This is a genomic window from Pseudomonas sp. RL_15y_Pfl2_60 (assembly GCF_963970595.1).
Classification (GTDB): domain Bacteria; phylum Pseudomonadota; class Gammaproteobacteria; order Pseudomonadales; family Pseudomonadaceae; genus Aquipseudomonas.
This window is the reverse complement of sequence record NZ_CAXAOE010000002.1, coordinates 1-12,904: the sequence shown is the minus strand read 5'-3', so window position 1 is coordinate 12,904 and position 12,904 is coordinate 1. Positions and strand designations below refer to the sequence as shown.

Sequence of the window (12,904 nt, the reverse complement as noted above, 5' to 3'; positions counted from 1 at the left end):
TGCGAAATCACCACAAGGCAAGGTTCCAGAATTGCGCTGGGGGGCGATATTCAGTCAGGTTAAAGCGCAGGACAAACCATTTTATTTGGTGGATTCATGACTTTTTATCACTGATATTTTTCATCTACAGCCAGCGCTAATGGCCCCTTTGATCAGTTAGAAAACTGATGGATAGAGGTCTTGATCAAGCCAGCCCATGCCGTTGCTTCCAGTCGCCGGGATGCACCACATAGCCGAACAATGCATGGCCGCCATAGACCAACTCGGTACCTTCCGGAATCCACAGCATCTGTCCTGGCGTGACGCGATAAAGCTGGTGATTGGCTTGCAACTCGAAGCAGCCTTCTATGACAAAAATCACTTCGTCGTAGAGCAGTGTCCATGCCACTTGTGCACCTTCCCATCTGGCAAAACCAATGCCGATATTGGGTGACACCTCATTGCTGATAGCCCGGGCAACAAATGCCTGCCCATCGCTCTGGGCGGCGCTTCGCAAGGTAAAGTCGAGATCCTTGTGGTCAACCAACAACACCGGGCCCTTGCCTGAGATTTTCACGCTGGAAGTTGCGTCACTCATATTTCACTCCGACTGTTGAATGCAGCTAAACGAATCCGTGAGCGCACGCCCAAGCCCAGGAAAGGCTCAGGCGGATTGAGTGATGGCATGCCGGTAACGGCTTGAATATCACGTAACTGGCTAGAATCCGCGCCTATGGCTAAATCGGCCAGTAACGTGCCGGAAATCGTGCCCCATGCTGCGCCAACACCGTTGTCGCAAGCAGAGGCAAAAACACCGTCCTGCAACTCGCCAAAGAAGTTGGTGAAGTTGCGAGAAATGGCGTACACCCCGCCCCAGGTATGGGTAAACGGCACCGCTTCTAGTTGCGGGAAACGCGCTACAAAGGCCTTGCGATGATCAAGCGCAATCTGTTGGCGCATGGCATCACTGGTGCTGCGACCGTACTTGGGCACGTGTTTGTAGGTGTTGCGGATAATCAAGCGGCGGTCTTGAGTCATGCGTACGGTGGTTCCGGCATGATCAGCCGGGGTCAGCCCCCAATCCAGCTGGCCACCATACTCAGCGAACTCGGCGTCAGTGAGTGGCCGCGTCCAACTGGCAAACGTCATCACGGGTAGCAAGCGATTACGCAGGAAACCGAACTCCTGAGTAAATATGCTGGTACCCAACAACAGCTTTGGCGTGGTGATGCGGCCCTGTGAACCATGCAGAATCCAACCACCATTGGCATCAGACTCAAGCCGTTGGATCGGGGACTCTTCAAGCAGCTCAACATTGTCTGGCAGGCTGCGTGCTAGCCCATTTACCAGCGCTGCTGGCTGCATCAAGTAGCAACCTGGGGTGAAAATGGCCTGACTGTAATGTTGGCTGCCAATAACCTTGGACAAGGGACCACGATCAATCCACTCAAAAGGCTCGCCAAGGTCTTTCATCAGCGTTGCAAAGTGCTCAAGGTAAGCTTGTCCACGCGGGCCGACTGCGCCCTGGTATTTGCCAGCGTGTGACCATTGGCAATCAATGCCGTGCTGATCAACCAAGCCTTGCAGCTGGCTGATTGCTGCACGGTTAAGTGCTAGCAAGCGTTGTTTATGGCCCGGGTCCGGATGCTCAAGGGCAAACTTGTGCGGCAGGTCAATCACAAAGCCTGAGTTACGACCCGAAGCGCCGTACCCGACACGCTGAGCATCGACCAAAATGATACGGGCTTGCGGCAGTTGTTCGGCCAGTCGCCTGGCGGCTGCCAGTCCGGCAAAACCTGCACCGATGATGGCGTAATCCGCACGCTGTTGGCCCTGCAAGCGCTTGGCCACAGGTACATCGTGCAACGCGCTGTACCAGCCGCAACTTGAGTCGTCCAACGGCAAATTTGCATTCTTATTCGTCATGATGCGCCTCTCAGGCTACGGCTTGTTGCGCGGTTTCGCACGATTGCAGCCAACTATTGCGTTGCAGCTGGGCTTGGCGCCCGAGCAGGACAAAACCGTGCAGTTTGCCAGCAGCACAGTAGAACCCTGCGCTCACTCCATCTTCAGTCGTTGTGCAGCGCCACTCACCCTGGATACCGATTGCCGGTGGAAGCAGGCAAAGTGGTGCCGCTGGGGTTTTCACCATCACCGGCATCAACGGGTAGCTAGCCGCACTCAATTGCCCAAGCAAGGTCTTGCTCAGTGCCTGAATTCCCTGGTTGATCGGTGCCAGATAAGGCAATAACTGCCCGTCGATTTCAATGCAATCGCCCAAAGCGTATATGCCCGGTACCGAGGTTTGCAGGTGCGCGTCGACCTTGATTCCTCGATCCGTCGCAATCCCGGCGCTTTGCGCCAGCTTCAGGTTGGGTCGCAGCCCGACTGCGGACAGCACCAGGTCTGCATGCAGCTCTTGACCATCGCTTAGCTGCAAGCGGTAGCCTTGCTCCAGCCGTTCAACCTGTGCCAGTGAATTTTGCAGGTACCAATCGACGCCCTGCTCACTTAACGCCGCTTGTAGGCGTTGCCCGGCCTGTGCCGGTAACAGGCGCTCCATCGGCCACTGCCCTAGGCCAATGACACTGACTTGATGACCGCTGCTGACCAGGTCATTGGCAAACTCGCAACCAATCAGGCCATCACCGACAATCGCCACATGCTTGACCCCGGCCAGACGCTGGCGAAAGGCTTGGTAGTCCTGCAGGTTATTGACACTGAGCAAGGCATCGCTATCGCCAGCAATCGGCAGACGAATTGGTGCGGCGCCACTGGCCAACACCAACTGGCCGTACTCCATCTCGCCAAAACGGGTGTGCAATATACGCTTGGCGCTGTCGATGTGTTCGACCTTGCAGTGCGGATAAATACGGATATTCAGACGCTTTTCCAGAGCCAGAGGCGACTCGCTAGCAAGTCCTTCGGCGCTCTTGCCCTGGGCTAGAGCAATGGACAACGCAGGCTTGGAATACAAATGGCCGGACTCTTGGGTAAGCAAGCGAATCTCAACTTTGGCATCTGCACGGCGCAACGCCTGGGCTAAACCGTAACCGGCATAGCCGCTGCCGATAATTACGATCGGCTGGCGTGGCTGCGCACTTGCAGGCGCTTCAACAACAGGCTTGGGCGCAACAGCGGGCGCGGCTGCAGCGATGATGGGCTCTTCAATTTCAAGCATTTCGAAATCACTTTTGCCCACGCCACACTCCGGGCAAACCCAATCTTCAGGCACATCTTCCCAGGGAGTACCGGCAGCGATTCCGTCTTTAGGCCAGCCTTCAGCTTCGTCATAGATCAGGCCACAAACCACACATAACCACTTTTTCATGATCGCCTCCGCTACTCGCCAGTGACACGGATGGCTACGTTTTTAGTCCGTACGTAGCTGTAGAGTGCTTCCTGACCTTTCTCACGGCCAAAACCTGAGAGACCAACGCCGCCAAATGGCGTTTCAATACCACCGGCATACCATTCATTTACGAACACCTGGCCTGCCTTCAAGCGGCGTGTGCAGCGCATGGCACGGCTGATATCCTGGGTGAAGACACCGGCAACCAGTCCGAACTCGGTACCGTTGGCGATGCGCAGCGCATCCTCTTCTGTATCAAAGGGAATAACCGCCAGCACCGGGCCGAATACTTCGACTTGGGCAATGCTCATTTGCGGGCTGACATCCCGTATCACCGTGGGCCGCATAAAGTGCCCGGCACGATCATTAAAAGACTCGCCGCCGGTGGCAATCACAGCACCTTCGTCAGCAGCCTTGCGGCATAGTTGCTCGATACCTGCAAGCTGCCCGGCGCTGATCACCGGCGTCAGGTCGGGGTTTTGTTCGCCATTACCGACGCTCAGGCCTTCAGCCATCTTCACCACTAAATCAACGATTTCATCGTAGATTTCGCGCTGCACGAGCAGTCGTGACAGGGCTGAACACACCTGGCCAGCATTAAAGAAAATACCGCTTTTGACGCTGCTCAATACTTGTTGGCGATCTGCATCGGCAAACACCAGCGCCGCCGATTTACCGCCCAACTCCATCACGCTCGGAGTAGCGTTTTCAGCCGCGGCGCGCAGAATCGATTGCCCGGTTGGAACTGAACCAGTGAATACAATCTGGTCAACCTGCTTGCTGCTAACCAGATACGAGCCTACTTCGCGACCACGGCCGCAAATCAGGTTCACGGCGCCTTTTGGCAGCCCGACCTTGGCAATGGCACGCATCAACACACACATGCCAAGCGGCGATAATTCTGGCGACTTGATCACCACCGCATTCCCGGCAGCCAGGGCAGGTGCCAGCGAGCGAGCGCAAATGGATACCGGAAAATTCCAGGGTACGATCTGCGCGGACACACCCATCGGGTCGTACTGGGTGAAATCCATATAGCCATTGCCCAGTGGGATCGAGGTGCCCTCAATCTTGTCGGCCATGCCCGCGTAGTACTCGAAGTAACGCGCAGCTTCGGTGAACTCGTCACGGGCATCATTCAGGCTTTTGCCGTTTTCCTGACAGAGCACCCATGCACCTTCTTCTGCAACTGCACGAATCTCAGCTGCAATCTGTAGCAGCCAGGTCACTCGCTGAGCCGGGCGCACACGATTCAGTTCGTTGCTGTCTGCACAACGCCTGGCGGCGGTCAGGGCGCGCTGGGCGTCGTCAATTGAGGCCTGAGCTATGGTCGCAAGGGGGGCGCCACTGGCCGGTTGATTGACTTGGAGTCGGTTGTCGCTGTCGACCCATTCTCCGTCGATATAGTTAAGCCAGTGAGCAGCAATCTTGGTCATGTCCTTCTCCTCAGGCAGGCGTGTCGGTTTCCAAGAACTGGCGAGCAGCCCAGGTATGGAAAAAGTGAGTCGGAATATCCATTTCAGGTGAAAAGGCACCGCCTTTGTAACCAGGCGAATGACGCCCTTTCTGCATGCCTTCCACCGAGCTGATGTCTTCGGCGAACACCACTTTCCACGATTCCAGAATTGAATTGCGGCAGGCAGCGTATTCATCGTTAAGCGCTTCATCACCCACGTAGAACACGCGCAAGTGCTCAAGCGTGCGCCCTGGCGCTACTGGCTCAAGTTGCATGGCGAAAGCATGATCGGCCTGGATACCCAGCAGTACGTTCGGGAAGAAGGCCACGTACTCGGCATTGCGCAGGCGGTCCTGCGGCCAGCTCGGGAACTTCGGCATGTGCGTGCCCGCCACGTCTGACAGGTTGTAGGCGTAGCTGCCCTGCCCGGCGAAGTTGTCGCCAAACATGATGTTGTAGTGGTCTTCGAGGCGTGAATAAGTGTTCAGGCTGGGGTGAACCCAAGGCAGGTGATACGCCTCGCAATAGTTTTCGACGGCCAGCTTCCAGTTGCAGTTGATGTCCAAAGTGGTTGCGTCGAAGCCAGGACGACGGCGCAGCAGGCTCATGCCGTCGTCACCCAGGAACTGGCTCCAGCGCTCAGTCAGGGGGGCAAGCATTTCTTCCAATGATTGCGCGTCACCCGACAAGTTGACGAACACCATGTCCATCCAAACAGCGCTACGCAGCGGTTTGAGACCATGCTTTTCGCAAGCAAAGCGCTCATCCTTGTGCTTGTCGATACCGCCCACGTGAGGAGTGCCGCGCAGCGCGCCATTCAAGTCGTAAGTCCAGGAATGGTATGGGCACCGGATAACCCCCTGCACAACGCCTTCTTCTTCAACCAGCTTCATGCCGCGGTGGCTGCACACGTTGTGGAATACCTGAACCACTCCTTCGCGATTGCGCATCAGCAACAATGGCAGGCCCATGAAATCAACTGGCTTGACCGCGCCCTTCTGCGCCAGATCGCTGGCAAAACCTATGCATGCCCAGGTTTTGCCCATCACCTGATCACGCTCCAGTTCGAAATAGCGTTGTTCGGTGTAGAACTCATTGCTGAGCCCGGTGGCTTGATGAATGGGATTGAGGACGGTTTCCAGTTGCTGGACCGGAATACGTTGAGAGATAGAATTGTTCATTGTTTTTCTCCCCTGCTGGGCACGGTTAGGTCAAGTTCGGCAGGCGCATTAGCCACGCTCCCTTGACCGCGAGTTTCGAGAAAAACAGCGATTTGCGACAAACGATTTTTTACATGATCATTTATGATTTTTAATCATCAATAATTTCGAGCAGCCGCTATAACAGCTGCTATATGAGAGTTAATGATTTTATATATGATTAAATCTCATCAATTGAAGAGAAAAACTATCAACCAAGCCTGATGCTTAACAACAGGCTTGGTTAAGGTCGAGCGTTAAGCCATCAAGCGCCGGACTCAGCATCACTGGCAGCAAGCGGCAACTGGGAAATCAACCAGGAGCGAAATTGCTTAACACTCTGGCGCGTTGCAGCCCGGTTGTTGGGTTCGAGCAAGCAGAACTGGCCTTCGGTCATCAAGGTCGATTCAACCGGGCGCACCAAGGCGCCTGTCTGCAAATGATTGTCGACCAGGTTCGACCAGGCTAAAGCGATGCCCTGCCCGCCTATGGCCGACTGCAGCAACATCGAGTAGCTGTTGATATTGATTCGGTGCCGTGGCTGAACCATTTTTGTACCCAGTCGGGTAAACCATTCCGACCAGCCTATCCAGTCCCGTTGCGGGTCTTCCAACCACAGCAAGGTGCAAGATGAAAATTGCTCAACACTTTCCAGCTCGGGGTGCTTGGCCAGATAAGCCGGGCTGCACACCGGAAATACTTCCTCGGTGAACAACGGGGTGACCTGCATGTTTTTCGGTGAGGTGCGGCAATAGTAAAGCGCTAAGTCGCAATCGAGCCGTGAGTAATCCTTAACGTGATCGTAGGCGATGATGCGCAGGTCAATTTCTTCGTTGTCGCGCTGGAATTCGGCAACTTTCGGCAGTAACCACAATGAGGCCATCGCGGTGCTGGTCGCCACCGTGACTTGCTGCGAACCTTTCCAGTGACGAATTTCACCGGTGGCACTGGCCAGCTGAATCAAGGTCTCACGCACGACTTCGTAATACTGGTTACCTGTTGGCGTTAGGTTCATGGCTCGAGTCGTACGCTCAAAGAGCGCTTTGCCCAAGTAGTCCTCAAGCAACCTGACCTGGCGACTGACCGCCCCTTGAGTCACATTGAGTTCATGGGCTGCAAGGGTGAAGCTCAAATTACGAGCAGCGCTCTCAAATGCAACCAGACTATTCAAGGGTGGCAATGGATTAATTTTCATCAGGCAACCACTTATTCTTATGTTTGTAGCTCATCGCACTTCACTTTGAAGCCTGATTTGATAAAGCCTATTGATACAAATCTGGCTCAAGAATCTGCAGGCACAGACGCTTGATTTCGAGCGTTAAGCAGGCTTTATCAACATGCTGAAAATAAAATGACCCATGAGTCGTTTATCGCAAGCAAGGCTTTTTACGCCATCCCCTAGGAAGTCCGCCAGTGTTTTTTATGCAGGAGCTGCGTGCTGTCCAGTCGCTGGTAAGGTCGGTATGACAGTGGCTGGATCACGTCAGGTGCGAGTACTAGACCTGCGATAAAGCGCTTATTCTGGTCTCAACAGGGCTTCTTCAGCTGACCAGCACAATGGGTGCTGACATCCAGCCCAGCTCAACGGCAGACCCACCAGGAGCCTACATCCAGGTGAAAGTGATTGTGATGGGCGGCATTGTAATCAGGGCTTAGCACCACGTTGAACGCCTCACAAGCACCATCGCGTGCCAGGCGCAGAAAGCGTGCATCTTCACCCTGCCCCGGCCAATCCTTGAGCACGCTGATGCGGCGTCCATCAGCCAAACGAAAACCGGCAATATCCAGCGCATCGGCACTTGCATGTCGGCTAAGGGCTCCGTTTTCGCGGTTGTATATATTGCGGCAGGCGAAGCTACCAAGATGGTCGACCTGACTAACCTTCTGTCCGTATACAGCCTGCGCTGCCGGCTGCAAACCATGTCGCTCAAACAAGGCGAAAGCCACAGCAAGCGGACAACTGGCCAGGAAGCTGCTGCTTAATCCAAGGTCGCCGCCTTGAACCCGCACCACATTTTGCAGCGGGCAACGCGCATCTGCGGGACTGTCTTGCTGCTTCACAACCTGCAGGCCCGAACCGCTCAGGACTCGCTCACAAAGCTCGGGATCATCGCGCAGTCGCATCAGCTTGAAGCGGGTTAACCAATTTGGTTGGGCGCCCACATCCAGCGGCGCCCATGGATTCCAGGCATCGGACAGCGGTACCCAGCCACGCCAGATTCCGAGCAGAACGCCAGAACCCAGCACGAACAGCAACAAAAGCACCTTTACAAACCGCACGACGACTCCCGGTTATAAATTTGTGTTTTAGGCAGTTTGTGACAACCCCAATCCAAAGTTGTGCCTTGAGATTAGCGCACAACGACCACCATCTTGCCTTCCGCTTCGTTCGCTTCCATTACCCGGTGCGCTTCGTGGATCTCTTCAAACGGGAATACCCGTGATGGTTTTACATCAAGACGTCCGGCTGCTGCCTCTTCGGCAATTGCTTGCAGTGGCACGTCCGCGAGTGGGAACCCAGGAGTGCCAAAGACGAAACTTGCAAAAAATGTCAGATAAACGCCACTTGGCATCTGCAGCAGTGGATTGAAATCCGCTATTGGATCAAGCCCACCCAACCATCCTGCCAGACAAACACGCCCACCGCGCCGCACGATCGCCAAGGAATCAAGCAGCGTGCTGTTGCCGACCAGATCGAGTACGGCGTCAAAGGTTTTTACCCCGGCTATACGCGTTGATAAATCAGGCCCTTCAAGCTCAACGCCCGCAGCGCCAAGCCCTTTGAGCATTTGTGCACGCTTCTCGCTGCGCGTGGTTGCGATCACGCGAACCCCGGCGTTGACAGCCAGTTTGATCGCGGCCTGACCGAACGAAGAGGTCGCCCCCCCTGATCAGCAGCGTCTGGCCCCGCTCGATTTCGAGATTGCGGAACAGGCAGGTCCAGGCAGTGGCGTAGGTTTCAGGAATGGCTGCCAGCTGCGGCCATGGAAGATCCGCATTGATAAGCGCAACGTTTGTGACTGGAGCTTGGGTGTACTCGGCATAGCTGCCATTGATCGTCCTGCCAAGACTGCCCATCAAAGCGGCGACTTTGGCTCCCAGCGGAAACTCTCCACCAGGATCGATGCTGTACTGAATGACCGAGGCGACTGACGAGCAGCCATTAGTAACCAGTCAGTAAGCAGTATTCAGGTTATTCACCAATCAGTAACTTGTCAAAGTTGGTTTGGCTGGTTACTCTTTTAGCACACTCAGCCCTAAAGCGAGCAGCCAATGCCTTCTATTTCTGCCATGCCTGCCATCTTCGTCGCCGATGCTCCAGCCCTGGATTTCCTCAACTCCATTGCGACCCCTGTCGACGAGGAGGTTGACTGGCTCGCCGATGCGCGTGGCTTAATTGATTGGTTGGCACAGTCTGGCTGGGTTAGCCAGCAAACCTTGGCGCATATCGAGGCAGGTGCTTTACCGGGTGAGCTGGAGGTCGTTGCGGCACAAACCAGAGCGCTACGCGACTGGTTCAGGGCCTTCGTCTCCAAATATGCTGGACGCGCGCTGTCGAGTGAGGCCCTTAATGACCTTGCAACCCTCAACCGTTTACTCGACAGGGACGACAAATTCAGCCAGATAGCTGAATCTCAACACAGCCCTGCCCAACTTGAACTGCAACCACGTCGGCGCTGGAGAACCCCGGATTCACTCCTCCTCCCAATCGCAGAAGTGCTGGCCAGATTTATTTGCGAGGAAGATTTTTCAACTATCAAAAGCTGCGAAGGCGCGCGCTGCACCCTCATGTTTGTTGACCATACGCGCGGAAAGAAGCGCCGCTGGTGCAGCATGTCAGTCTGTGGCAATCGCGCAAAAGCGGCGGCGCATCGCGAACGACAAAAAACTGCCGACGAATAACCTATCGCGCCTTGCTAATTTTGGTCGATTTCCATCAGTGGCTTGCCCCTGCTTAATCTGGCCTTGGCCCATACCAGCACACAACTCAGCCTCCCTTTCTATTTTGCTTAGCGCAGAACAGGCCATAGCCTGCTCTGCGCTTGGCGTGTCCAATAATTTCCCACCTCAAATTAATAATAACCTCTCCAAATGCATTTGACAGGTTACCAACAGCATGCCAGTGTTTATTGCGTAGACCCATTGTTTATTCCCTACACCACTTGAGGAAAAAATCATGACTCGCGCAAATAACCCCGAAGCGCTGATCACCTATAACTTCGCCGAGGCCGATGGCGTACGCGTGTTCTATCGAGAGGCCGGCGACCGGAGCAAGCCGACGCTCCTGCTGCTTCACGGTTATCCCAGTTCGTCGCACCAGTTCCGCCAGCTCATTCCTTTGTTATCGGCTCACTACCACATCATCGCGCCAGACTTGCCGGGCTTTGGATTCACAGAGGTTCCAGAGTCGCGCGCCTACCTGTACAGCTTTGATGCCTTGGCTAAAACGCTGGGGGATTTTGTTGAAGTGCTGGGGCTCGAGGCCTACTCAATGTATGTCTTCGACTACGGCGCCCCAGTGGGCTTGCGATTGGCCGTGCAGCACCCCGATCGAGTGACTGGCCTGGTAAGCCAGAATGGCAATGCCTACCTCGAGGGATTGGGTGATGCGTGGGCTCCGATCAGGGCCTACTGGGCTGAGCCCACTGCCGCCAATCGCCAAGTGATAGCTGATAATGTTCTGAATCTTGAAGGTACACGCTGGCAGTACCTGCACGGCGTTGATCGCCCAGAACGGGTCGCACCTGAGTCCTACACCCTGGACACCCTGCTGATGGAGCGTCCAGGAAATAAAGACATCCAGCTGGATCTGTTTCTTGATTACGCCAATAACCTGAAGCGTTACCCCGAATTCCAGGAATTTTTCCGTAACGCCAAGATCCCGACCTTGGTTATCTGGGGCAAGCACGATCCATTTTTCATCCCACCTGGTGCCGAAGCCTTCAAGCGCGATAACCCCAAAGCGGTTGTCGAGCTATTGGATACAGGTCATTTCGCGCTTGAGACTCACGTCGAGCACATTGCACAGCGAATTATCCAAATCATTGACTGAGCATCCATGGACATTGCGGCCATGGATGGCAATGGCCCCTCCCGCGCCCTTCATTGCATGCGCCGCAGCCGTCTAACGCTTGTTGTCGGTGCTTGAGCCCTGCAGCAATGGCATGACATGCAATACCAGCAACACGATCACGGTCGATATTAATGCAGTTGCTTCACGGCCCAACCCGACCGCAACACCGATGGCCGCCGAGGCCCACAATCCGGCAGCCGTGGTTAGCCCTTTGACGTTGGCGATGCTGTCACCTTTAAGAATCGTACCCGCGCAAACAAAACCGATGCCCGTGGCTACACCCTGAATCACCCGACTCATGGCGTCATGTTCGGCACCTTCTTGCTCCAGCGCCATTACAAAGATCGTCGCACCGAGGCACACCAGCATATGTGTGCGTATGCCTGCGGCCTTGCCCATCACCTCACGCTCGTAGCCGAGCAGCCCACCCAGGAACATGGCAAGTATCAGGCGCAGGCTGGCGCGGGTCAGTTGCTCCACTTGGCCAAGATCAGAGAATTCGAGAATCAAGGTCGCGATGATGCGTTCGGTAATATCCACCCGCCTCTCCAGAATGGGGCACCTTTGTTTCTGAGGTGAAAAACCCGCAAAGGTTCATCTGCTGAGTATCCAGACCTCCATCGATCCGCCCGCTGGAACCAAAGCCCTTTGCCAGGCTCTCTTGCGTTATACCCCGTGGGCAATCCGGTACCACGGCGAATCGGGAGAACACGTCATGACAAGCGCAAGCAAAGACAAGTACACCGAGAAACAAAAACGCAAAGCCGAGCACATTGAAGACAGCTACGAGGCCAGAGGCCTACCAGAAGATGAGGCGCAAGCCCGGGCCTGGGCCACGGTGAACAAGCAGTCTGGCGGAGGCAATAAAGTCGGCGGCTCCGGCCGGGAGACAGCCAAAGCCAGCAAAGAGGCGGCACGCCGATCATCCGCACGCCGGGCCGTGGCTACGCGCAAAGGCACGCCCCGTCCCGGACAGCGACTGGACCGAATGACCAAGACCGAGCTTATGGAGTTAGCGCGCAAGCGCAATCTGTCGGGGCGCTCGACGATGCGTAAAGAAGAGCTACTAAATGCGCTGCGTAAAGCTAAATGACTAGCACCCACAATCCCATCGCTGGGGCTATATGCGCCCTTGGCTGAATGCAGCAAACTGCACAATCACCACGCCGTGACGCTGTAATTGTGCAGTTGTCCTGATCAGTTCATCCCTAGCCAGTTTGGCAATGCCATTGAAACGGCTGGGATGTAGGTGATCACCATCAGGAAGCCGAGCAGCAGCATCAGCCAAGGCCAGGCGGCGCGGATTACCTGGGTCAGCGGCATGCCGGTCACCGCCGAGGTGACGAACAGGTTCAGGCCAACCGGTGGGGTGATCAAGCCGATCTCCATGTTGACCACCATGATGATGCCCAAATGGATCGGGTCGATGCCCAGCTGCACCGCAATCGGGAACAGGATCGGCGCCAGGATCAGGATGATGGCCGAGGGCTCCATGAATGCACCAGCCACCAGCAGCACGATGTTGACCACCAACAGGAACTGCCAAGGCTGCAGGCCTGCTTCGATCACCCAGGCGGTGATGGTCTGCGGGATTTGCTCGGTGGTCAGTACATGGGCGAACAACATGGCGTTGGCAATGATGAACATCAGCATGATGGTCAGCTTGCCGGAGTCGAGCAGCACTTTCGGGCAGTCACGGAAAGTCAGGTCTTTGTAGACGAACAGCGCGACAAAACCGGCGTACACCGCAGCCACCGCAGCAGCTTCAGTCGGGGTGAACATGCCCGAGTAGATACCGCCGAGAATCACCACCATCAGCAGCAGGCCCCAAACGGCTTTGCGTG

13 protein-coding genes and 1 pseudogene are annotated in these 12,904 nt (G+C 55.5%); 3 read left to right on the top strand and 11 right to left on the bottom strand.

Annotated elements, in window-relative coordinates; all coding sequences use genetic code 11:
* Positions 1-184: 184 nt before the first annotated feature.
* The 9 genes and pseudogenes from AACY26_RS05340 to AACY26_RS05300 all read right to left on the bottom strand — a co-directional run bounded on the left by AACY26_RS05340 (position 185) and on the right by AACY26_RS05300 (position 8,811).
* Complete coding sequence (locus tag AACY26_RS05340) at positions 185-577, bottom strand: ethanolamine utilization protein EutQ (protein WP_339511785.1); 393 nt, start codon at positions 575-577, stop codon at positions 185-187.
* On the bottom strand, positions 574-1,905 hold the full coding sequence (locus AACY26_RS05335) for an NAD(P)/FAD-dependent oxidoreductase (protein WP_339511783.1): 1,332 nt from the start codon (positions 1,903-1,905) through the stop codon (positions 574-576). The genes AACY26_RS05340 and AACY26_RS05335 overlap by 4 nt, the downstream gene beginning before the upstream one ends.
* 10 nt (positions 1,906-1,915) lie before the next feature.
* Complete coding sequence (locus AACY26_RS05330; protein ID WP_339513083.1) at positions 1,916-3,160, bottom strand: FAD-dependent oxidoreductase; 1,245 nt, start codon at positions 3,158-3,160, stop codon at positions 1,916-1,918.
* Positions 3,149-3,310 (bottom strand): annotated as a pseudogene (locus AACY26_RS05325) (rubredoxin); the annotation flags it as partial. The pseudogene AACY26_RS05325 and the gene AACY26_RS05330, both read right to left, overlap by 12 nt.
* An 11-nt stretch (positions 3,311-3,321) precedes the next feature.
* Complete coding sequence (locus tag AACY26_RS05320; protein WP_339511781.1) at positions 3,322-4,767, bottom strand: aldehyde dehydrogenase family protein; 1,446 nt, start codon at positions 4,765-4,767, stop codon at positions 3,322-3,324.
* Between the two features lie 10 nt (positions 4,768-4,777).
* Positions 4,778-5,968: an aromatic ring-hydroxylating oxygenase subunit alpha gene (locus AACY26_RS05315; protein WP_339511779.1), complete on the bottom strand. Its 1,191-nt coding sequence runs from the start codon at positions 5,966-5,968 to the stop codon at positions 4,778-4,780.
* 283 nt (positions 5,969-6,251) lie between these two features.
* Positions 6,252-7,181, bottom strand: a complete 930-nt coding sequence (locus AACY26_RS05310) for a LysR substrate-binding domain-containing protein (protein ID WP_339511777.1) — start codon at positions 7,179-7,181, stop codon at positions 6,252-6,254.
* Between the two features lie 386 nt (positions 7,182-7,567).
* Positions 7,568-8,266 (bottom strand): extensin-like domain-containing protein, encoded by a 699-nt coding sequence (locus AACY26_RS05305; protein WP_339511775.1) that lies wholly within the window; start codon positions 8,264-8,266, stop codon positions 7,568-7,570.
* Positions 8,267-8,337: 71 nt separating this feature from the next.
* A complete protein-coding gene (locus tag AACY26_RS05300; RefSeq protein ID WP_339511773.1) occupies positions 8,338-8,811 on the bottom strand; it encodes a zinc-binding dehydrogenase in 474 nt (157 codons plus the stop codon).
* 466 nt (positions 8,812-9,277) lie between these two features.
* Here AACY26_RS05300 and AACY26_RS05295 point away from each other — a divergent pair, with 466 nt between their 5' ends.
* Positions 9,278-9,889, top strand: a complete 612-nt coding sequence (locus tag AACY26_RS05295; RefSeq protein ID WP_339511771.1) for a CGNR zinc finger domain-containing protein — start codon at positions 9,278-9,280, stop codon at positions 9,887-9,889.
* Between the two features lie 274 nt (positions 9,890-10,163).
* A complete protein-coding gene (locus tag AACY26_RS05290; protein ID WP_339511769.1) occupies positions 10,164-11,039 on the top strand; it encodes an alpha/beta fold hydrolase in 876 nt (291 codons plus the stop codon).
* Positions 11,040-11,111: 72 nt separating this feature from the next.
* Here the strand turns inward: AACY26_RS05290 and AACY26_RS05285 are convergent, their stop codons facing one another.
* Positions 11,112-11,600 carry an MgtC/SapB family protein gene (locus AACY26_RS05285; RefSeq protein WP_339511767.1) on the bottom strand — a complete coding sequence of 163 codons (489 nt, stop codon included), beginning with the start codon at positions 11,598-11,600 and terminating at the stop codon, positions 11,112-11,114.
* Positions 11,601-11,775: 175 nt separating this feature from the next.
* Here AACY26_RS05285 and AACY26_RS05280 point away from each other — a divergent pair, with 175 nt between their 5' ends.
* Positions 11,776-12,153, top strand: coding sequence for a Rho termination factor N-terminal domain-containing protein (locus AACY26_RS05280; protein ID WP_339511765.1), 378 nt, complete (start codon positions 11,776-11,778; stop codon positions 12,151-12,153).
* Between the two features lie 104 nt (positions 12,154-12,257).
* On the opposite strand, the gene AACY26_RS05275 is transcribed toward AACY26_RS05280, so the two are convergent.
* Positions 12,258-12,904, bottom strand: a 647-nt coding sequence (locus tag AACY26_RS05275) for a TRAP transporter large permease (protein WP_339511763.1), incomplete at its 5' end; no start/stop codon positions are given.

Excerpts from the sequence above, each read along its gene's own strand:
- AACY26_RS05290 (WP_339511769.1), top strand. The coding sequence starts at position 10,164 with ATGACTCGCGCAAATAACCCCGAAGCGCTGATCACCTATAACTTCGCC.
- AACY26_RS05310 (WP_339511777.1), bottom strand. The coding sequence starts at position 7,181 with ATGAAAATTAATCCATTGCCACCCTTGAATAGTCTGGTTGCATTTGAG.
- AACY26_RS05315 (WP_339511779.1), bottom strand. The coding sequence starts at position 5,968 with ATGAACAATTCTATCTCTCAACGTATTCCGGTCCAGCAACTGGAAACC.
- AACY26_RS05320 (WP_339511781.1), bottom strand. The coding sequence starts at position 4,767 with ATGACCAAGATTGCTGCTCACTGGCTTAACTATATCGACGGAGAATGG.
- AACY26_RS05280 (WP_339511765.1), top strand. The coding sequence starts at position 11,776 with ATGACAAGCGCAAGCAAAGACAAGTACACCGAGAAACAAAAACGCAAA.
- AACY26_RS05335 (WP_339511783.1), bottom strand. The coding sequence starts at position 1,905 with ATGACGAATAAGAATGCAAATTTGCCGTTGGACGACTCAAGTTGCGGC.
- AACY26_RS05340 (WP_339511785.1), bottom strand. The coding sequence starts at position 577 with ATGAGTGACGCAACTTCCAGCGTGAAAATCTCAGGCAAGGGCCCGGTG.
- AACY26_RS05295 (WP_339511771.1), top strand. The coding sequence starts at position 9,278 with ATGCCTGCCATCTTCGTCGCCGATGCTCCAGCCCTGGATTTCCTCAAC.
- AACY26_RS05330 (WP_339513083.1), bottom strand. The coding sequence starts at position 3,160 with ATGCTTGAAATTGAAGAGCCCATCATCGCTGCAGCCGCGCCCGCTGTT.